General features: G+C 34.0%; 26 protein-coding genes. 18 read left to right on the forward strand and 8 right to left on the reverse strand.

Features of this window, described 5'->3' with window-relative positions:
• Window positions 1–49 precede the first annotated feature (49 nt).
• The 18 genes from JM82_RS16495 to JM82_RS01755 all read left to right on the forward strand — a co-directional run bounded on the left by JM82_RS16495 (window position 50) and on the right by JM82_RS01755 (window position 8,739).
• Window positions 50–316: a hypothetical protein gene (locus JM82_RS16495; protein WP_261375247.1), complete on the forward strand. Its 267-nt coding sequence runs from the start codon at window positions 50–52 to the stop codon at window positions 314–316.
• Window positions 286–753: a hypothetical protein gene (locus tag JM82_RS16500; RefSeq protein WP_261375248.1), complete on the forward strand. Its 468-nt coding sequence runs from the start codon at window positions 286–288 to the stop codon at window positions 751–753. The genes JM82_RS16495 and JM82_RS16500 overlap by 31 nt, the downstream gene beginning before the upstream one ends.
• On the forward strand, window positions 746–2,335 hold the full coding sequence (locus JM82_RS01680; protein ID WP_145000653.1) for a YncE family protein: 1,590 nt from the start codon (window positions 746–748) through the stop codon (window positions 2,333–2,335). The genes JM82_RS16500 and JM82_RS01680 overlap by 8 nt, the downstream gene beginning before the upstream one ends.
• Window positions 2,319–2,756: a TIGR02594 family protein gene (locus tag JM82_RS01685; RefSeq protein ID WP_145000655.1), complete on the forward strand. Its 438-nt coding sequence runs from the start codon at window positions 2,319–2,321 to the stop codon at window positions 2,754–2,756. Before JM82_RS01680 ends, JM82_RS01685 begins: the two co-directional genes overlap by 17 nt.
• Window positions 2,757–2,766: 10 nt before the next feature.
• Window positions 2,767–3,261, forward strand: a complete 495-nt coding sequence (locus tag JM82_RS01690; RefSeq protein WP_145000657.1) for an N-acetylmuramoyl-L-alanine amidase — start codon at window positions 2,767–2,769, stop codon at window positions 3,259–3,261.
• The gene (locus JM82_RS01695; protein WP_145000658.1) at window positions 3,262–3,450 is read left to right on the forward strand and encodes a hypothetical protein; all 189 of its coding nucleotides are present in this window, start codon (window positions 3,262–3,264) and stop codon (window positions 3,448–3,450) included.
• On the forward strand, window positions 3,450–3,896 hold the full coding sequence (locus tag JM82_RS01700; RefSeq protein WP_145000660.1) for a hypothetical protein: 447 nt from the start codon (window positions 3,450–3,452) through the stop codon (window positions 3,894–3,896). The genes JM82_RS01695 and JM82_RS01700 overlap by 1 nt, the downstream gene beginning before the upstream one ends.
• Complete coding sequence (locus tag JM82_RS01705) at window positions 3,893–4,381, forward strand: hypothetical protein (protein WP_145000662.1); 489 nt, start codon at window positions 3,893–3,895, stop codon at window positions 4,379–4,381. Before JM82_RS01700 ends, JM82_RS01705 begins: the two co-directional genes overlap by 4 nt.
• A gap of 1 nt (window position 4,382) precedes the next feature.
• A complete protein-coding gene (locus JM82_RS01710) occupies window positions 4,383–4,904 on the forward strand; it encodes a hypothetical protein (protein WP_186439166.1) in 522 nt (173 codons plus the stop codon).
• 9 nt (window positions 4,905–4,913) lie between these two features.
• A complete protein-coding gene (locus JM82_RS01715) occupies window positions 4,914–5,417 on the forward strand; it encodes a peptidoglycan-binding domain-containing protein (RefSeq protein WP_145000664.1) in 504 nt (167 codons plus the stop codon).
• Window positions 5,417–5,920: a hypothetical protein gene (locus JM82_RS01720; RefSeq protein WP_145000666.1), complete on the forward strand. Its 504-nt coding sequence runs from the start codon at window positions 5,417–5,419 to the stop codon at window positions 5,918–5,920. The genes JM82_RS01715 and JM82_RS01720 overlap by 1 nt, the downstream gene beginning before the upstream one ends.
• Window positions 5,898–6,146, forward strand: a complete 249-nt coding sequence (locus JM82_RS01725) for a hypothetical protein (RefSeq protein WP_145000668.1) — start codon at window positions 5,898–5,900, stop codon at window positions 6,144–6,146. Before JM82_RS01720 ends, JM82_RS01725 begins: the two co-directional genes overlap by 23 nt.
• Entirely contained in the window at window positions 6,143–6,466 is a 324-nt protein-coding gene (locus JM82_RS01730) for a hypothetical protein (RefSeq protein ID WP_145000673.1), read from the forward strand. Before JM82_RS01725 ends, JM82_RS01730 begins: the two co-directional genes overlap by 4 nt.
• Complete coding sequence (locus tag JM82_RS01735; RefSeq protein ID WP_145000675.1) at window positions 6,466–6,816, forward strand: hypothetical protein; 351 nt, start codon at window positions 6,466–6,468, stop codon at window positions 6,814–6,816. Before JM82_RS01730 ends, JM82_RS01735 begins: the two co-directional genes overlap by 1 nt.
• Window positions 6,817–6,853: 37 nt before the next feature.
• Window positions 6,854–7,141, forward strand: a complete 288-nt coding sequence (locus JM82_RS01740) for a hypothetical protein (RefSeq protein ID WP_186439167.1) — start codon at window positions 6,854–6,856, stop codon at window positions 7,139–7,141.
• The gene (locus JM82_RS01745; protein WP_145000679.1) at window positions 7,141–7,671 is read left to right on the forward strand and encodes a hypothetical protein; all 531 of its coding nucleotides are present in this window, start codon (window positions 7,141–7,143) and stop codon (window positions 7,669–7,671) included. Before JM82_RS01740 ends, JM82_RS01745 begins: the two co-directional genes overlap by 1 nt.
• Before the next feature lie 85 nt (window positions 7,672–7,756).
• Entirely contained in the window at window positions 7,757–8,098 is a 342-nt protein-coding gene (locus tag JM82_RS01750) for a hypothetical protein (protein ID WP_042269915.1), read from the forward strand.
• Window positions 8,099–8,208: 110 nt separating this feature from the next.
• A complete protein-coding gene (locus JM82_RS01755) occupies window positions 8,209–8,739 on the forward strand; it encodes a D-Ala-D-Ala carboxypeptidase family metallohydrolase (protein ID WP_145000681.1) in 531 nt (176 codons plus the stop codon).
• A 301-nt stretch (window positions 8,740–9,040) separates the two neighbouring features.
• On the opposite strand, the gene JM82_RS01760 is transcribed toward JM82_RS01755, so the two are convergent.
• The 8 genes from JM82_RS01760 to JM82_RS01795 all read right to left on the reverse strand — a co-directional run bounded on the left by JM82_RS01760 (window position 9,041) and on the right by JM82_RS01795 (window position 18,808).
• Window positions 9,041–9,958: an NERD domain-containing protein gene (locus JM82_RS01760; protein ID WP_261375250.1), complete on the reverse strand. Its 918-nt coding sequence runs from the start codon at window positions 9,956–9,958 to the stop codon at window positions 9,041–9,043.
• Window positions 9,955–11,505, reverse strand: coding sequence for a hypothetical protein (locus tag JM82_RS01765; protein ID WP_145000683.1), 1,551 nt, complete (start codon window positions 11,503–11,505; stop codon window positions 9,955–9,957). Before JM82_RS01765 ends, JM82_RS01760 begins: the two co-directional genes overlap by 4 nt.
• The gene (locus JM82_RS01770) at window positions 11,492–12,415 is read right to left on the reverse strand and encodes a hypothetical protein (protein WP_145000686.1); all 924 of its coding nucleotides are present in this window, start codon (window positions 12,413–12,415) and stop codon (window positions 11,492–11,494) included. The genes JM82_RS01765 and JM82_RS01770 overlap by 14 nt, the downstream gene beginning before the upstream one ends.
• 20 nt (window positions 12,416–12,435) lie before the next feature.
• Window positions 12,436–15,630 (reverse strand): hypothetical protein, encoded by a 3,195-nt coding sequence (locus JM82_RS01775; RefSeq protein WP_145000688.1) that lies wholly within the window; start codon window positions 15,628–15,630, stop codon window positions 12,436–12,438.
• Window positions 15,623–16,303 carry a condensin complex protein MksE gene (locus JM82_RS01780; protein WP_145000689.1) on the reverse strand — a complete coding sequence of 227 codons (681 nt, stop codon included), beginning with the start codon at window positions 16,301–16,303 and terminating at the stop codon, window positions 15,623–15,625. The genes JM82_RS01775 and JM82_RS01780 overlap by 8 nt, the downstream gene beginning before the upstream one ends.
• The gene (locus JM82_RS01785) at window positions 16,288–17,361 is read right to left on the reverse strand and encodes a hypothetical protein (RefSeq protein WP_145000691.1); all 1,074 of its coding nucleotides are present in this window, start codon (window positions 17,359–17,361) and stop codon (window positions 16,288–16,290) included. Before JM82_RS01785 ends, JM82_RS01780 begins: the two co-directional genes overlap by 16 nt.
• 454 nt (window positions 17,362–17,815) lie before the next feature.
• Window positions 17,816–18,580, reverse strand: coding sequence for a zinc-dependent peptidase (locus tag JM82_RS01790; RefSeq protein WP_145000693.1), 765 nt, complete (start codon window positions 18,578–18,580; stop codon window positions 17,816–17,818).
• A 15-nt stretch (window positions 18,581–18,595) separates the two neighbouring features.
• Window positions 18,596–18,808 (reverse strand): heavy-metal-associated domain-containing protein, encoded by a 213-nt coding sequence (locus tag JM82_RS01795; protein ID WP_145000695.1) that lies wholly within the window; start codon window positions 18,806–18,808, stop codon window positions 18,596–18,598.
• Between the last annotated feature and the right edge of the window lie 16 nt (window positions 18,809–18,824).

Consider the following 18,824-nt stretch of genomic DNA (forward strand, 5'->3'; position numbering starts at 1 on the left):
AACAACAATACCATCAAATAGAGAACGCTTTCAGATAAAACTGACCATTATGGCTTTGATGCCTTTTGAGTTGGGAATTCGTGTGTATGATCCTGAGCATCCTAACAGTTATTATTTTAGGAGAAAAGCTGCTTTCGCGAAAGCGAACTCAAAACGAGAATTTGTGATCGCATTGCCAGTCTCTCCAGAGGTGCTGGAAATGGAAGTCTTTGATAAAAACCACGCAGATGACGATGCTTTTGAAATCGTCAATGTGAAAATTGAAAAAATGCCAGCACTTGCGGTTTGGCGACTGACGACCAACATCGCTTTTTAGAATTTGCGATTCAGTTTGCGCAAAAAGCAGGATATGTACCTCCTGGATTTTATGAAAGTACCGACAACGAATTTCTGTTTCAATATTTAGATAAAATAACAGATCCTTTAGGCGCAGAGCTTATCACACCTGCGAGAACGCATCGAAAAATGCCGAGAGTACAGATTTCACAACGTTTGTTTAAGTCTTACACTATTCCTATTCGCGTGGCAATTTTAGCGCACGAAGGCTGTCATTGGTTCTTAAATACACGCAGTCAAACCACCGCAGATTTATGCGGAATGAAACAATACCTCGATTATGGTTTCCCAACCATTGAGGCGGTGTATGCGGTAACGAAAGTGTTCGGGAAAAACCCAGAAATGGTTGGTGCATCACAAATTGAGCGTACCAAAGATGTTATCAATTTTATAGAAAATTATAGAGCCAATGAGTAGAGCAACATATACTTGGTTAGACAAGCAGGCAAGTTTAAAACGTTTCTACGCGCAACTTCAAAAAGAGAATGATGTTGTACAAGTAACGGTTACAAACCATACGAAGGATATTAGAAAAGTATGTCTTTGGGGTGCGATTGCTTGCACTCCACTCACTGACCCAATGTTTATAAATGAAGAAGGCACAAAAAGTGTAGTCGTAGATAAGCAACCACAAGAGCTGGTCTATAATGTTGTTACAGACTTATTTTATGTAGTGAATCAATTAGGCGATTCTGTCTCGGTGGTTAATCCTTCAGGAGAACTTGTCACTACAATTGACTTGTTTCAAGGTAATTCTCAGACTGATGACGGATCTGGAGTTGGCGAAAGAAGAACAACTAATCCAACGACTTTAAGAGTTCCAGGTAGTGTTAGTCCAGTTGCTTTAGCGGTAAATACATCTACTAATAGCGTTGAATATGGAGTTGTAGCAATAGCTTGCTCAGTTTCAAATGAGGTGGTTTTTATAAATCAGGACTTTTCAATTTTAAGAAGAGAAGCTGTTGGTAATCGCCCAGTAGATATTGTTTATAATCCTGTGGATCAATGTTACTATACAGCAAATTTAGTTTCAGGAACAATCTCTAAAATTTGCATCAATCGTAGAGTAAATAATTTGCCTTTAGTACCTGGAGCCAGAACACTTGGAGTTGATACAGATTCAGGCGATTTATACATTCACAATATTGTGGATGGCGCCATCAATGTGTATGATCTTCAAGGCAATCAAAAAGGAAGCGTAGGTTCTGTAGTGGCAGATATTGTTTCGTTTCAATTCCATCCAGTGACCAAGAATATGTATATGGTACTGAATAATTCAAATTCTGTTTCGATTTTAGACACCTTAAGATTTGGAGCCATCACTAAATTAAGCGTAGGCAAAAATCCTGTGGCTATTGCTTATAATCCCCATAATGGATTGATGTACGTTGGGAATCGAGGCGATCAAACGTTTAGTAGAATTAGTCCAAAGCATCAAGTAATAGATACTATTAAAACTGAAAGTTTTGGACTTGGGTTAGCAATTAGTTCTAAGGAAGAGATTATAGGCGTGAGCAACTCTACAGATGATACGGTTAGTATTTCGGGATTACAATCTGGTCCTACCGTAACAGTAAACGAAGAATATTATGAAGACCGTGAAGACTTCCAACATAATCCTGCGATGGTTGGTCACGTCAAATTGGTTGCTTCTGGAGAAGACCGAATCAATGCACTACAGATTACTGAAAAGTCCGTCACTGGCACCGAAATCTGTAAAACCATCTCGTTGAGTAATAGTCAGAGTCCTCAAAACTTTGCTAACGTGTCAGAAGTATTTGACTTTGATGGCAATTTGATAGATGGACACGTGACCTGGTGTTTTAAAATCAATCCGTTACAACAAGTCAGCTTTTTAATTTATTACAATCAAATAGAGATGTATAATCTACTTCCCGAAAAATCAAGAATATCTACTGGTGTCCAAATGAGTAAAGGCATTCCAGTATCGTGGCTCGATAACCCTAAAGACGATCCACCTAATGAGTCAACTTATTAATATAGCCTTAAGCCAATACGGTGTAACCGAAATTGTAGGCTATCAACATAATCCCATTGTTCTCAACTACTTCAAGGAAATAGGTCATACTTGGGTTTCTACAGATGAAACTGCTTGGTGTTCTGCCTTTATCAATTGGGTAGCGCTCAAGGCGAAAGTGCAAAGAAGTAATAAACTTACTGCGCGCTCTTGGTTGCAAGTTGGTACTGATATCAAAGAACCCAAACTCAACGATGTGGTCGTCTTCTGGCGCAGTAAAAAAGCCAGTTGGAAAGGTCACGTAGGTCTTTTTATCAGCTATTCTGAAGATAAAAAGTACATCTATGTCTTGGGTGGTAATCAGAGCAATCAAGTCAACATCAAGAAATATCCTGTCTATCGCTTATTGGGCTTTAGACGCTTAACAGCTATAAACTCTTAAATCACAACAGATGCAAAAAGTAGATTATCTCATCATACAAAGTACAGACACCAGCGAAGCGAAAGACTTTGGTAAGGAAATTATTATCAATCAGCACACGCTACCAAAAGATAAAGGTGGTTTTGGTTGGAACCGTCCAGGCATCGATTACCTCGTGCTTCAGGATGGTGTGTTACAAACTATCATTAGCGAAGACAGCCCAACAACTACTGATTTATGGGGTATTTCTCACGGTCAAAACGGTATCACGGGAATTGCCAAACACATTGCCTATGTAGGTGGTAGAACACTCAAAGAGGCTTGGGATAAAGACACACGTACCGATGAACAAAAAGCGGCACTTGAAGCGATTGTAAAGTTCTATATACTGCGCTTTCCAGATATCATTATTGCAGGTTTTAATGAAATTCCTGCCAAAGCAGATGAAGATAGTCCAGGATTTGAGGTAGCAGAATGGCTCAGAGAATTAGACATTCCCGAGCATAATATTTACAAGAGAAAGTAGATGAAAACGATTTTGACATTAGGCGTTGGTTTTTGGTTGGGCAGGCAGCTGTATATCAATTATGATAAGCGAACCGCTTTAAGAAAAGAAGCACAACTCAAAGCTCGCCTTCAGCAATTTTTAGAACAAAACGATTTCAGTAAAACCGATAGCAAAAAACACAGTAATACCATTTTCAGGAGTAATTAATGGCGATACAAGTAAACATAGATAACCGCATTTTTTTAGTTCCAGAAGCAGACGATCCGTGTGACTTCTGGACAAGCTATTTCACGAAATTAAAAAGCGAATTAGGTCAAGAGAATGCAAAAATGATATGGCTCATTACTTGGAAATCTAATGGTGCAGCATCTTGTACTACGAGTCCCAACTTTAACAAATGGCTCAATCAAAACAACCTTGATGTTTCCAATATGGCAACCAGAACCATTGCCGATTTATCTGAAATCGGTGGTAATATTTTTGGCTTGGGGAAAAGTTTGACAAAGGTATTATCGATTGGAGTACCTGTATTACTTGCGGTCGTATTGGTTAGTGTTATTGTACTTCTTAAAAATTCAGCAAAGAATGCAGATGTGTCGGATTTAGCAATGCTCACACCTGCAGGTCGTGGCTTAAAACTGTTGGGTAAATGAATTTGACATACAAAATTATTGGCGCAAGTGTTGGATCACTTTTAATTGGGACTACTTATTTCTCAGTTAGAAAGCGTAGTCGAGATTTGAGAACGAGCAAATTACTATCTGCAATTCAAGCGCAAATTCAGCCTATATCTAGTGGGCTTACTTCTCAAAACGCTTTTGATATTCATTATCTCAACAAGGTATTACAAACAGTAAACCGTGAAGTTTTAGTACTTAAAACCAGTACTGCCTCTCGATATGCAGACCAAATTTATAAGTCTTGGGGAAGTTGGTATCAAGGTGGCGATGATGAAGAACAAGTCTACGGAGTCTTCCGCAAGATGAAGGATAAAGTTCAGGTCTCTCAAGTGGCAAAAGCGTATCAAGAAACCTATTCAAAAAACCTAATTGACACGCTCAAAGACCGCTTTGATAAGGAAGAAATAACCATAGTGCTCAACATTGTTAAGGCACTACCTAATTACAGAACAGCTTAATATGGAAATCTCAAAAACAGGATGGTGGATGATAGGTGGCGCAGGACTTGGCGTTATCGGGATAGGTGTTTTTGTTACGCTTTCGCGAAAGCGTACAAAGCAACAAGCACTGCAATCCACAACAATCACATCTATTGGAAACGGCGTGCAAGTCACTACTGGAAACGTAGGAACTACCAAACAAGAGCCGAACTGGAACAGTCCATTTGATCTGAACTACCTAACTGATGTTCAGAAATGGGTAGCGCCCAAAAGTATTCAAGTATTGGATGATGCTTCGGCTAAGAAACTGGCTAAAATCATTAGGGATGCGAAAGGCACTTTTAATGATGACGAAGAGGCTATCAAAGATGTTTTCGGTAAAAAGTTGCGTGATAAAACACAAATCGCCAGTCTTTCTAAAGCATTTTATCAGCTCTACAAAAAGGATATGTGGCAACACTTGAATAGCTTCTTAAGCCAAAGCGAAATGAAGGAATACGTCTCAAAATATGTGCAACGCCTTCCCAATTATCAATCATAAATCGAACCAATGAAACAGAAATCAACAGCAACAAATCCGTCATTTATGGCTAAGAACAAAGACCTTTTAGTGGTAGGTGGTGTAATCGTGGTACTCGCTGGAGCTGCTACCGCGTATTATTTTATGACCAAGAAAAAGGAGAAAAAAGAAGCTCAATTAGCGAGCGCTTCTTCATCAGGAATTACAACAGTTTCAAGTAGTTCATCCAGCTACCAAACGCCTCCTTTTATTCCGAGTTCTTCAACATCATCAAGTTCAAGTACAAAACCAATTATTACCAAAACAGGCTATCCATTAAAATACGGAAGCCGTCATCCTGATGTGAAAATATTGCAACGTTACCTTAAAATCTACAAAGAAGATTTAGGCAAAACGGGACCAAAACGTGATGGTGTGGATGGGCAATTTGGTCCTAAAACCTCGCGAGCGGCACAAAAGCGATTAAAGAAAACAGTATTCACTCAAGCCGATATCGCAGGAATGCGAAAAGCGCTGTCAAGTCTTGGAAAATAATGAGCGAACAAACGATGCAAAAAGGATTGCTTATCGCTGGTGGATTTTTGGGATTGGGATTGTTGGGCTATGTCCTCTTTAGAGATAAAGAAGAAACGGTTGAGGATGCCGAATTTACAATCGTCGAGGAATCTCAACCTGTAAAAGTCGAGAAACCTACTCCGCAGAAAAAAGAGGTTTCTGTGGTTGAAATGAAGCCTACTGTTCCTTTAGAAAAAGAAAAGAAAGCAATCGTCATCAAGCCCGAAGCACTGCCAGAACCCAATGATGATTTCCCTTTAAAATTAGGAAGCAAAGGAGAACGCGTCTACCAACTACGCGTCTATCTCTTAAAAAATCACGGTGCTGCAAAAGGCTTAATCACAGATGAATTTGATGCTATTACTGAAGAACGTGTTTTGAGGTTGTATAAAGTAAAAGAGGTTTCAGAACAGCTGTTTAATGAACGCAATATTGGCAACATAAAAAAGCAACACAAAGATGGCAGAAAAACGAAGCATTAAAGATTTAATAGACGGTCTGGTAGATAAAGACGGCATCAAGACGGAAGTTACCGTAACACTTACCAATCAAACATTAACCAAAATTGTGCTTGCTCTGTTGGCTTCTGGAGCAACCATAGTTGTCGTGGCTCATTTGACTAAGAATTTATTTCCAAATCATCAAATAGCGGCTCTGCAAGTAGATATTAAAAGCATAAAAGAAACCCTAAAAACACAATTAAAATGATAGAAATTTTATCACACATCTCCAATTATTTAAACAGCCTGGATTGGGCTTACATTTTCACATTCATCGTCATTGCTTATGGTCTCAACCATTACCGCTCAACTAACTTCTTTTATGAAGTTTTTAAGCTGAAAATAGCCACGCGTTATCGCGTTCTTATCATTGGCATTATTTACGGAGTCGCTTTGTATTTCATAAGAGGTTATCAGATCAAGATGATTGAATGTTTATTACAATCGTTTGCTTTTGCGCTGGTGTTTCATAAACTCCTATTAGAGAAATTTTTAAACAAACTATTTCAAACGAAACCCAAGGAGTAATGAAGTTTTGGAAACCTTTTTTATTAGTGCTTTGGATTGCAGGGATTCTTGTCTTGCTCATCTTTTACATCATTCCGCAAGAGGAAGCTTTGAACAATAACACTATTCAAAAACTTGAAAAGGAAAACGAGCTGTTAACGGTTAAAAACGTTAGCCTTGATGAAGAAATTAAAAAGCTTAAAAAACAAACTGATAGTTTAACTGGTAAAATAGTTTTAAGCCATAAAACAATAGAGAATTTACAAAATGCATTGGAAGAAAAAATTAACACTATTGATAGGATGTCTGCTCTGGACTTGTATGAGTATTTCTCAGGATTTACAGCCGATAGTACAAGACATAAAAAGTAAGAAATATTTCTGTTTTGACTTATCACAATCAAAGTATTTGGCAAAGCGATTAGAGTTCAGTCTTTATCAAGATAGCATTATTGATACGTTGCAATTACGCAATTATAGATGGCAGTATCTCACTCAAAAAAAGGATACCATCATTTTTAAATTGGAGCGTAAAGTTGAAAATCTTGTTGTCATTCAGGATAATGATGAATCTCAAATTCAAGAGCTGAACTTGACCATTAAGAGACAGCACAAACAAATAAAAAGAGGTAAGCTGGAGCGCTGGTTTTTTGGCGGTGGTTTACTCATATTAACCGGAATAATAATAGCACAATAATGAGTATAGTAGGATATCAAAGTAATGTGCCAAAAGCACAAGGTGGCGGATTAATAGCAAACACTCAGCGAGAGCTGAGTGTGCCATCAAATCAATTAAATGCAGATATGTTGCACTCTCCTGGGCGCAACATTTATGCAGTGATTAATGAAAATATCGTAATCGGCAAGGACATTCGTTTGCGTTCAAGGTCTGGAAGAAAGGAAATTGCAGGATGGCAATTAAGTCTACCTGCACCGATCAATAAAAACCAACAAGGCGAGCACACAGGAACATTGTTGAGTCGTCAAGGCAAACCATTTTATTATGCGATAGATGATGACGGTCGCGTATTTGTAAGTGGCGTTTTTAACGATCCAGAAGATGAAATCATTTTTAATGTGAATCCTTATGTGGCGGAGCTTCCATTGAAGTTTAGACCGTTTTCTGGTGGAATATTTGTGCTACCACCTGATATAATCGAGGAAGACGAAATCGAAGAATCTGAGCCAGTCTTAGTAAGACGAACTCGAGTGCCAAGCACCTTATAAAAATCAATGAAGCTTTCGCGAAATCGAGTTTACGGGATTCACGACCGACGGGAGAGCGAAGCGGTAAAGCGTAATCTAAAAACTAATGGACTTAATTAAAATTCTTGCAATTGTACTGGGCGCTACTGGGTTTTGGAAACTCATTGAAGTGCTATTGCAATATGGGACGCAAAGACGTCTTAAAAGCGCCGAAATACGCAATCTCAATGTTCAAGCGAATAGCCTTGTAGTGGAAAACTATAAGCTATGGTCTGAAAATATGGAAAAACGGTTGAAACAACTGGAAAGTAAGAATACGCTGATGAATAAAACGATTACCAAACAAAGGGATCGTATAACAGATCTTGAAAGATACATCGAGCAATTGGAAGCTGAAATTCAATTATATAACAAACAAAAAAACAATGAACGTGGACAAAGGAAATAACACATTGAACTATATTTTTGGGGCATTTATACTACTAAGCGCTGTAAAAATAAGTTCAGATTTATTCTTGAGATACAAGAAAAGTAAAGAAACAGCAAAAGGTTGTGGCTGTGGTAAAAAGTAACAATCAGCATATTTATGTTGGATTAGGCACCTTGTCAATTTTGATGATAGGTGCTTTTGTTATTTTTAGAAAATCAAAAATGAAGTTGGTTAAAAATCGAGTGGTACAAATCAATCAACGACCTATCGACTTGTCAGTTTTTGATAGTCCAGATCTTCAAGGTTCTGGTAATTGTATGGATAGGCAATTAATCTTTATGCTTCAGCAACTGGAAGCCAGAACAGGATATCCCATTTTTGACTGGATCAACTCTGGAGCTCGTAGCCCTTCACACAACAAAAAAGTAGGTGGTGTTTCCAGTTCTTCTCATAAAATACCAACTTGTAAAGCTGTAGATATCAAAGCTCAATCTACGTTTATTCGAAATCACTTAGTCTCTGTAGCTCGTGATGTTGGTTTTAAGCGCATTGGTGTAGGTAGAACCTTTGTGCATCTTGATACTGATGATATGAAGTCGCAGTATGTAGCTTGGGGCTATCCAAGTGGGACGCCTGCGGAGGTTAATCCTTTTGTTTGAACTCAAACAACAAAAATCAAGTGTTGTTTTTTAAACCAAACTTCCCAAATGGATTATCTCTAAACTCTGAGCTATTAGACATTTTAGGGTTTTGAAAATAGCCGAATTCCTCTTGAATTTTAGTGGCGTTTTTTAAAAACTCATCTGTAAGATTTGGAATGTAATGATGGCATATATCAAAAACACTTTCTCCATTAATATTTGAACCAATTGCTATACCAATTACATTATGAATAGACGGGTTTAATTTTCGGGCTACAATGCACCTTAACTCAAGCTCTTGTTCTTTTCCTTCCCAATTTTATTGAGTTAATGGAATAAACACGTATAGATGGTTAGCATTTTCTTGGGGTAGTAACATCCTAGCATTAGACTTTTTGTTAATTGCATCGTCTAAACATATTCCTAACTCTATTCTATTCATCCTATTTTCTTGATTAATCAATCTAACCGCAAACTCCATATTATCTCTTCTTTCTTGACTAGTAGAGTCTGTTATGTGGTAATTGAAAAGATGATTTATCATATAATCCCATATAAAACTAGGCTTAATAGTTTCTCGCCAATTATAATACTCTTGTGATGTAAGATAGCTTTCCCACAAATCATCAGGACAAGTTAAAACATCAACAGGTTGATCAAACTCTAAAGTTGTTTCTATATAAATTGCCAGAAAATCAACCTCACAAGCAACAAGTAAATTACAATTTTTAAGAAATTTTTCTTTTGCAAATAGATAGTTTGTGAAATCGGTAATTGTGTCCAACTCAGAAAGTATAGTTGCAGTAGATTTCTCATCAAAAATATGTACAAACTCCTCTTGATAATTTCCAATAGGAATTTGGTAATCTTTATCACTACCAAAAGCAATGGCTATTCTATAAATTACCCTTTGATCTTTTTTTGGCAGTTTAATAGATTTTTTTCTGTCTTTTAAAAGAATACTGTCTACAGAATTCAAATGCCGTTCAGCTCCTTTTATTTGATTTATATAGCTTTCTATAGCTTTCTTCGACCAACGCTTTTGCTGTATTTTTTGATTTTTATGTTCTGAAAACTTGATGTCTTTTACAGATATAATAATGACCGTATTAGCACATACTACAAGTAAATCGCAAAGTTCTTTTCCGTTTTTCCCGATTGGGTTTGGAAAGCTCCAAAACGGCAAGAAAGATATTCTGCATAAATGTGTTATATACTTTTCTGAAGGTGTCATCATATTTTAACAAGGCCTTTACCTTTAACTTTTTCCTCACTGATATAAGAATATACTTTAGGTAGATTAACAATATGACCAGAGAATCCAGAGGCTTTTAAAAGTAAAATCGCAGTAAGCTTATGCACAATCATACTGATATGAAATAACCCTTTGAACTCAGCTTCATAGTCTAAGCTATTTGATAAAAAATCGTCACCGTGTAAAAATTTATTACGGTCAATAAATACTGCATCGGATTCATCTTGACTTAGTTTATAATTAAACTTATCAAAAGGTTCAGAAAGTTTTTTGTTGTTGGTCCCACTATTAAGTCTATCTAATTTTGAACATATTCGGGCGTAGTTAGCTTTATATGCTTTTAAATCTGCTTCAGATAGATTTTTAGGCTCATTATCTCTTTTTAATTGGTTGACTTCTTTTTTAGCGTTATAGGTAATTTTTTTTAGTGCTTTTGCTATTTCAGTCTCTTCTATAAGTGTTGATTCTCCTTTGTCATTTTCAGCAAACATTTTCGATATATTTTCCAATGCAACAAACAGGGAAGGTACTTTTAATTCTAAGGTGTTGGAGTGACTATTAATTAATATTATTATAGATCTTAATACCTGTCCATTAGAATTAATCAAAGAGCAGAGGTTTGAATAGTTCTCCGTAGGGAATTCATTCAAATATTCTAAAGAGGTATTACGATTAACTCTTTGAAGTACACCATTTTTATCTTTTTCAATTTTCATTTCTTGAAACTTCATATACTTATGTGGACTTACTGTATGAAGCTCAAAACCTTTTAAATTACTTTTTGCGTAATCAATAGTTTTAATACCAATTGGATTTTCAAATTTTTTATTATTATAAGAAAAAAGATAGCCTTCTCCACCAAAGTATTTACCCTTTAAAAAGGCATAAGTCATTAAAATAGAATTACAAACTCTGGTGAATTCATCGTAACTAATTTTGGATTGAGAATCTATACCTAGAAAAGTTTCTTCTTTCTTTTTGACGGTATAAAAATGATATTCTTGTGAGTCTATGCTTAATTTGATGAGTATGTCTGGACTGTTAAGACTATCTATCTGTATGCACCAACTGGGTTGGAAATCTCTCATTAAAATGGTTACATCCTTTATTGGAAGTAATAGTCGGTAATACTTCTTTTTTTTATAATGAGTTTTACTTTTGTTAGAAATAGAGTGAATATTTGAAATGACTTTTTTGGTGATTGAACTATTTGTCACCATTGGATCGTCAAAATTTGGAAAAGAAATATGTTTTGGTATAATATGCTTTCCTAATATGTAATAGTCAATATCAGTACAGCTTAGTTTTAATTCAGTTTCAGCTTTTATTTTATAATCTGCTCCTTGCATTTTTTTAGTTATGTATGGATCTGGCTCTAAGGTGATATTATCAATAAAAGATATATTACAATTTAGGTTTGTATAGGGATGTTTGGGTGATGTGCCTACTTCTAAAACACCTTTACGGTCAGTCTTTAGTGATTTTAGAAGTTGAAGGTTGGGAACTATTAGTTTATTAATTATTGCCATCAAGTATATTATTATTTTCAATCATTATTTTGAGGTTGTTTCCTTCTTCCGTAATCCAATGATTTTTATGTATTAATTCTTTAATGAGAGATATGTCTCTTTCTGAATAAAATTCTTTTTTTAAACCAGATAAACTATCAGGATTCTCAGAATCCTTCCAATGACTTTTATGATCTGTATCTTTTATACCTCTAGAAATTCCATCGGGATGTAAAAGCTGTATATCTGGAATTATATTCTTCACTAATTGATATATTTCTAAACCATCTTTATCCCAATCTGCTGAATAATAAATGGGCAATCCTCTTCTTAATTCATAAGTATACTCTAACTTTGGAACATTCTTACCACCAGCATACCACAGTTCATACCCATTTTCTCTTGGTAATTTATCTCTGTTTAAAAAATTCCCGTTCTCACATAGAATAATAAGTTTTGGATCATAGCATTGTAAAACGTACAAGAACTGTTGGCTTTTATTATCTACAAGTTTTATATTAAAAATAGAATTGATGGCGTCGACAAGAGAAGGATGCTTATTTAAATACTTTTCATTTTTAAAAAACATTAGTGAAAAACCTTTTACACTCTCTTGAGCTTCTACAAGATCCGCTTTTAGTTTTTTTAGACTTCCATCTTTAATACCTTCTTTAAAGTCTATTAGTAATTTTATATCGTTTTCTTCAAACCTAAGTTGAGGCTTCAATAGGTTTTCACTATCTAAAAAAGTATTATAGTGCTTGTATTTTTCTAGATACTTATTTTCATAGACCTCTATAAAATCTTGATTTCGACTAAATGTTTTTCTATTACGCTTAATTTCTAAAGCTGTCTCGTGATTTTTAAAAACGGGACTTTTACTTATTGTCTTATTCAGTTTTACTTCTCCAGTCTCATAGAGCCTGTGCAATGCCTTTATTTCTATCCAATTCATTTAGTAGCCTTTCTTTTTAAATACCCCTGTAACTGTTCGTTTTTATAGTTTGTTTTAAAGCTACTATTAGGAATGGGATAATTACGATTTTTGTCTGTTTTACCTTCAAGAAGTTGATGCAAATACCAACCATCTTCTGTATTAGAACCAAATGGCTCTGGTGTCATTGTTATAATTTGATAACCATATTTTTGAGCAATTTGAGGGAAGGTGTTGAAATTGTCATCATCTAAATTAGATACTTCCTCCAGTATTAAAAATCGTAAACCGTCTCTTTTTTCTTTGGATGTTATAGACAACCTGCCAATGCCCAAGAGAACTCTAGCTGTATAACTCTCTCCTGTACTACCAGGATATTCTTTACCGTCACTATCCTTAAATTCTGTTTTGAGAGTGAAGTACGTTTTGGGGTCTAAAAGATCAGAAAATTCTATCTTTTTGGAATAACCAGAGATATCTTTAAACGCTTCTTCAACAAAATTTTCTACTGTTTCTGACTCAAACAATCCTGCTGTTTGAGCTTTAGAAGACAAGCTATTTATCCAATTAATTTTGAAGTTGACATTGGGATCAAAGACGACTTGGAAATAGTATTTTTTACTTATCAACTCTCCTTTAAAAAAAGTATTAAGTTTAGCTACCACAGATTTATAATTATCATATTCATTCTGAGTCTTATGAAAAATCTTTAGCATTGTATCTATTATTGCCGAGGCCAGTTTATTCCTGTCTTGATGAATACTACCTAATGCTTTTTCAATATTTTTTGTGGTAACAATATCATTACCTAATAATTTTTTCTCAAGAATTTTATACTCAAAAGTCTCTGTTTCTTTTTCAATTTCTTGTCTTACCTCAATATCATCCTTTAGTTCTTTATAGTTAGTTAGTGAGGATTTATAGCTGGACTCATATGCAGTTTTTGCTAGTGCGAATTTTTCTTGAATAGAAGTAAGATTATCTACAGATGTAACATCTTTTAATAACGCACTTTTTAAGCTTGGATATTTAATCAATATAGCTTTCTCTTCTGCTTCAATTTTTTTGAGCCCTTCAATTTTTAAATCTTCAATCTCTTTAGGATTGTAGTTAACCTTTTCTAGTTCTTCAGTTTTAGTATTTAATCGGGTTTTTGTGCTCTCAAATGCTCCATTTGCCTCAAGTTGGCCGGTGTTGAGTTTACTTTGTTCTGCACTACATTTGTTTATTTCTTCATCTAGATTTTCATTTGAAAACTTGAAAGGAATTTTCAAAGACAATGCATCTAGTTTTTCTTTTTTGTCTGCAATGGAAGCTTTTATATCAGCTTTAAAAGTATCTAGGTTCTGAATCATAATTACAGAGGATTTATACTCTTTAACTTTTCTTTGGTCTGGGATATTTACATCCCAATTAAAATCTAAATCAAGAGATTCTATACTATCTAATAGACCTTGTTCCAGTTTTTTTATACTATTAAGCTTCTTATCTATTTGGGTTATTTCTGTAATTAAATTCTGCTTTTTAATGCTAAAAGCATTGGACAAAGCATCTTTGTCATCAAACAAACGATCTGAAGAAAGTGATTTTATAAATCTTTTTATACCTCCTATGTTATACCACCATCCTTGGTTTTTCTCATCCTCTTCTATAAACTCCTCGTTGAGAATATCTAAACTAGAGGAATACATTACTTGATCTACAACTTCTTCCGGAAAATTCCATTTAGTGTCTAACAGAAAAGAGCGAAGTACGGTCTCTTGTCCAAGAGAAATACTCTGCTTCTTATTAAGAAGCTGTGATGCAAATGAGGTGTCATCTTTGAGTTCTAATATTTCAGATAACTTTTCAAGATTACCTTTCTTTTTTAAGAGTTGATTTTTTAGGGTGTTTAATTTCTCATTTTGCTTTTGATATTGCTCTTCTACGCCTTCAATAGTTTTATATTCCTTAACTACATTTGTTACATCCTTAATTGACTGAATAATTTGTTTTACAGTCAAGTTCTTAAAATCAAAATCAATATTACCATTTTGAACTATTTTGGGCAGTTTACAATCATTTAAATCATTTAAATCTTGTTTTGTTTTAAGATAATCTGAATAGTTATTCTTATAAGTGTTAAGGTTGCTAAGAGCTTCAGAATATGATTTGAATTTTTCAATTGCCTTTTTCTGTTTTTCTTCTAAGTCTGGAATAGACTTATTGTATTTTTTAATTTCTGCATCAAGCTTATCTACTTTTGTTTTTGTATCGTCCCAAGTCTTACATTGTTGATTGAAGGTGTATTTATTTACGTAAAATTTATTCAACAAATATTCTTTTTCTGTTTCCTGATGCGTTATTGAAAGCTCTTCTAAAACTTCTAAGTACTCTCTCTTACCAGTAAGTGAACTTATTAAATCGCTTAGGCTCTTGTAGCGCTCTACATAATCATCTAAGTTTTGTTTATTCTGTTTGTACTCAGCTTCAATTGCGTTTTTCTTGTTCTCAAATAAAAAACTTTTTAGACTCTCATCTTTATCAGTTTCTAGAGTGTTTGCTTTTGAAAATGCCTGTAAAACTTTAGCGAAAGCGGTAAGATGTGTGTCTTGGCTTAGATTGAGAGGAAGTATGTTTTTGTCAAAAAAGAACTGGTATAACTCATTGCGTTCTGCCTTTCTGGTAAATACATCTAGGTATAGTTCTTTTTCGTCTCTTAGATGTTTAGTAAGTACATCAATAGAAGGTATTGAAGGTTTTGTCCCTTTTGTAATAAAATCATCTTGATACAAAAGCTTGTGCTCAGGTATTAAACTACCTCCAAGGCTTTGCCTTTCTTTTTTAGTTTTTTTTGAATCTTTTTCTGAATCAAAAGGTTCGTTAAGAATTCTAAATAATTTGATTTGACTAGCACTAGAGTTGGGTATGTTTACACCAAATGTGATATACATTTTATGCTCAACTTCTATATTTAGAAAGAAATAAGCATTAGGCGTTTTATAAGGAATGGTATGAATTTGACGGTGTTCTTTTTTTACACTATCAGTTCCAAAATGTATTTTCTTGCGCTCGGCAATAAATAGAATTTGTAGTAAATCTGCTAAAAGGGATTTACCTATCCCGTTAGGACCAGTAAAATCTGTACGTGTATCGTGTATAAGATAATCTTGGTTATAATGCTTTATAACTCCTACAGTAGATATGGAATGTATTAATGGTAGTTTATTCATTATCTGTTTCTGTTAGGTTATTTACAAACTCTTCAAAATTTGATATTTCGTACTCATACATCATCTGAAAGCGATGTATAGATTCTTTTATAACAAAGGAAAAATCATTTTCCCCTTTTTGAGTTAGTTGATCTACCCAACCTAACTGCTCAAAATCTTGAATAACATTTTTAATATTTTTCGTTACATTGGCCCACTCCTTTGGTGTAAAATTATCTCTTGCTCCATTTTTAAAGAAAACAGATTTGTACAGGCTACTAAACTCGCTACCTAAAATTTTTGATTTGATATCTTTTAAAAAGGAAATTTCTTTTACATTTTCAAAGTACCTATCATAATACATTTGAAGCAGGGTAATTGCTGTGATTGTCTCAATAGCAGTTAAATCTCTATGTCTGGTATGATCTGAAAGTATTCCTTTAGACTCCTCGCTAAAGGTTAAGAAGAAATAAGTTACTCCTTCAAATGTTTTCTTATCTAAAACAAGACGATAGAAAACATCATAATATTTTTTGAACTCTATGTAGTATTTTGATAGAATTCTATGATGATAATGTTCATCATCCTGAATGTGCTTTCCTTTCAGTAGTTCGATGTTTAAATCTGCAAAATGTTTTTGAACATCTCTTAGCTTAAAAACATCTATAAAATTATAATTTAGCGTTTCTGCCATATGTTCATCTGCCATATTAAAATATTTTTGTCCTGATAGTCTTCAGGTATTTGTTGTAGTATCTTTATGTCATAGTCCTTATGTTTACTAGCATATTTTAGGACATCATATATTACTTTTAAAGCAACTCCCTCATCTTTGGTTTCATCTAACAATCTGTAGAACTCCTTAGTAATGTCAGTGTTCTTATATTTTGATAAATTGATTTTAAGTATATTGAGTTGACGTGCAATTTCCTCTTGCTTTAATAATAAACTATTAGCGCTCTGTGTCTGTTGTAATGCATAAACAGGATCTATTTCTTGAGTAAGGACGTAACTTTTTTTCTTTATAAAGTTGTTATACTTTTTAACGTTTAAGAATTTAAACGACTCTTCTGGAATATTTTTTAAATCAATATTTTTATAAAACTTAAGACCGTCTTTTCTATCATAAACAGATGCCTGAAGACTAGCTTCTAAAAATTTACGTAGATTTCTCTGGAATTGGGTTCTGGTTCTAAAATTCTCTTTAAAATTGGCTAACTGCTTATCAGCATAAATATATCTTTCGATAATCTGCTCTAATTTCTGCTCAATAATTTCAAAAAAAGTATACACTTCATTTTTGATTTTTAGAGCTATTTCATAATCAGCTTTAAGGTTTTCTAAGACTAGAGGCTCTTTTTCTATTTTAGTGTGTGAAACTTGTGAAATTTGACTTTCAAAATAATCGACAACAATTCTTATTTGTCCTTTTAAACTACTACTGAGTTGAAGGGTCTCTTTAATCTCTTCCGACCTAGCCATACTATCTCTAAATAGAGTAGTGAAAGCATCAAGATTTTCTAGAGCTAGACTATCTGTATTGGTAACAATAGTATTAAGTCTAATAATAGATTGATTAACCAGGTCTTTAAAGGCCTCTAGATGGTCTTCAATAACTGTTTTACTACTATTCTTAAAATTATGCTCATACCAAGATTCAAATTCTAAAATCTCTTTAATTTCTTCAGCTTTGAAAAGCCCGTAATTTTGAAATGTTTTGCGAAGTGGAAAATGTTTGTGTTCATTAAACAACTTTTTCCCTACAAATTGAATAAACCTTACTGCGTGTGGTGTCAGTATATATTTATAAGGTTTATTAGGTGGATGTTCTATAAAAAAATGAAGTAAATTTTGTGTGAGTTTTTCAATTTGAGGTTTTGCTTCAGGGAAGAAATCTGATGCCTCACCAATGGCGCGTTCAAGATCAATCTCTTCAAACTCATTTCCTATATAATCAAGTTCAATTCTTTTATGAAGGATATATAGAAGTAATCCCTCTGATTTAGAGGGAACAAGTCTATCGTAAAAATCGTTTATATCTTGTAACTCGGTTTCTATACTACACTGGTATTAAGTTCGTCTCCTAAGATAAAACTAATTGAATTTTAAGTGTAGAATTTTCTAAAAAGAATTCAAAAAAACATTTTCAAAGATTTTTTAGTAGTGATTCTCTATAGAGTGTAAAAAATTAAATAGTTTATGTACTTCAATTTTGATTAAAACTTTTTACCATCATTTTATATAGTTCAGGATGTTTCTTTTTGAACAAATCTGGACGTTCAAAAAAATATTCTGAAGCTACTGCAAAAAACTCTGCTTGATTTGTAGCTCCATATTTTCGAATGTCAGATTGGTTATTATTAATGGCTTCCATTTCTTTATGGATTAAGTTCAACCACGGTATTGCATATTGGTGTTCTAATAGTCGTTCTGGCACACCATCTGTTCTCTCATCCAGCTTATCTATGAGATGCACAAATTCGTGTATACCAGTATTACTTTTATCACTAGTATTATTAAAACCGTGATATAATGCTTTTTTGGATAAAATCATTTGTTTTTCAAAACGCCCATTTCCAACTATTCCACCAATGTTACGTGCGTTATCTTTACTGCTAAATTGCATATCCTCATTAAAATTATCTGGATATAAGAGGACACCACTTAAATTAGTGTAATGCCATTCTTTAAACCCAAAGACAGGAATTACCGCACTTGCTGCAATTAAAATTTTGTCTAATTCTTCCAATTCAAACTGCACACTATCTATATAAACCTCACTCAAAAAAAGCATCATTCTTTGTTGAAACACAAGTTGCTTATCTTCTGAAAGATTTTGATAATAGAGAACATTCTCCATTAATAGCCTGTGCCAATGTTCTGGGAAAGGCTTTATAGTCTGTCGTGCTGTTTTTCTATAAAAATGAATAACAAATAGAAGAAGCACTACTAAAGTTAAAATGTAAATCATACTAACGTATGTATATTAATTTACAAGCTCTGCTTTAAAGCCTATTTTTTGTAATGTAGCTTTTACATCTTCTTCTGTAGCCCCATTGCTTTCAATGGTTAGGATTTTATCAGCATTAGCAGTATCTACTTCCCAACTTTCTACACCTTCTTGCTTGTTTAAAAAAGGGGTCACTTTTGATATACATCCACCACAATTGATATTTGTTTTAAATTTTAAAGTTTTCATAGTTTTTGAATTTATA

This window comes from Olleya sp. Hel_I_94 (assembly GCF_007827365.1).
GTDB lineage: Bacteria > Bacteroidota > Bacteroidia > Flavobacteriales > Flavobacteriaceae > Olleya.

What these genes read in the sequence shown, in the direction of transcription:
- JM82_RS01760 (WP_261375250.1), bottom strand. Translation starts at nt 9,958, where the DNA reads ATGATGACACCTTCAGAAAAGTATATAACACATTTATGCAGAATATCT.
- JM82_RS01680 (WP_145000653.1), top strand. Translation starts at nt 746, where the DNA reads ATGAGTAGAGCAACATATACTTGGTTAGACAAGCAGGCAAGTTTAAAA.
- JM82_RS01795 (WP_145000695.1), bottom strand. Translation starts at nt 18,808, where the DNA reads ATGAAAACTTTAAAATTTAAAACAAATATCAATTGTGGTGGATGTATA.
- JM82_RS01685 (WP_145000655.1), top strand. Translation starts at nt 2,319, where the DNA reads ATGAGTCAACTTATTAATATAGCCTTAAGCCAATACGGTGTAACCGAA.
- JM82_RS01725 (WP_145000668.1), top strand. Translation starts at nt 5,898, where the DNA reads ATGGCAGAAAAACGAAGCATTAAAGATTTAATAGACGGTCTGGTAGAT.
- JM82_RS01745 (WP_145000679.1), top strand. Translation starts at nt 7,141, where the DNA reads ATGAGTATAGTAGGATATCAAAGTAATGTGCCAAAAGCACAAGGTGGC.
- JM82_RS01720 (WP_145000666.1), top strand. Translation starts at nt 5,417, where the DNA reads ATGAGCGAACAAACGATGCAAAAAGGATTGCTTATCGCTGGTGGATTT.
- JM82_RS01790 (WP_145000693.1), bottom strand. Translation starts at nt 18,580, where the DNA reads ATGATTTACATTTTAACTTTAGTAGTGCTTCTTCTATTTGTTATTCAT.
- JM82_RS01705 (WP_145000662.1), top strand. Translation starts at nt 3,893, where the DNA reads ATGAATTTGACATACAAAATTATTGGCGCAAGTGTTGGATCACTTTTA.
- JM82_RS16495 (WP_261375247.1), top strand. Translation starts at nt 50, where the DNA reads ATGGCTTTGATGCCTTTTGAGTTGGGAATTCGTGTGTATGATCCTGAG.
- JM82_RS01700 (WP_145000660.1), top strand. Translation starts at nt 3,450, where the DNA reads ATGGCGATACAAGTAAACATAGATAACCGCATTTTTTTAGTTCCAGAA.
- JM82_RS01750 (WP_042269915.1), top strand. Translation starts at nt 7,757, where the DNA reads ATGGACTTAATTAAAATTCTTGCAATTGTACTGGGCGCTACTGGGTTT.
- JM82_RS01730 (WP_145000673.1), top strand. Translation starts at nt 6,143, where the DNA reads ATGATAGAAATTTTATCACACATCTCCAATTATTTAAACAGCCTGGAT.
- JM82_RS01710 (WP_186439166.1), top strand. Translation starts at nt 4,383, where the DNA reads ATGGAAATCTCAAAAACAGGATGGTGGATGATAGGTGGCGCAGGACTT.
- JM82_RS01775 (WP_145000688.1), bottom strand. Translation starts at nt 15,630, where the DNA reads ATGAATAAACTACCATTAATACATTCCATATCTACTGTAGGAGTTATA.
- JM82_RS01695 (WP_145000658.1), top strand. Translation starts at nt 3,262, where the DNA reads ATGAAAACGATTTTGACATTAGGCGTTGGTTTTTGGTTGGGCAGGCAG.
- JM82_RS01690 (WP_145000657.1), top strand. Translation starts at nt 2,767, where the DNA reads ATGCAAAAAGTAGATTATCTCATCATACAAAGTACAGACACCAGCGAA.
- JM82_RS01780 (WP_145000689.1), bottom strand. Translation starts at nt 16,303, where the DNA reads ATGGCAGAAACGCTAAATTATAATTTTATAGATGTTTTTAAGCTAAGA.
- JM82_RS01735 (WP_145000675.1), top strand. Translation starts at nt 6,466, where the DNA reads ATGAAGTTTTGGAAACCTTTTTTATTAGTGCTTTGGATTGCAGGGATT.
- JM82_RS01715 (WP_145000664.1), top strand. Translation starts at nt 4,914, where the DNA reads ATGAAACAGAAATCAACAGCAACAAATCCGTCATTTATGGCTAAGAAC.
- JM82_RS01765 (WP_145000683.1), bottom strand. Translation starts at nt 11,505, where the DNA reads ATGGCAATAATTAATAAACTAATAGTTCCCAACCTTCAACTTCTAAAA.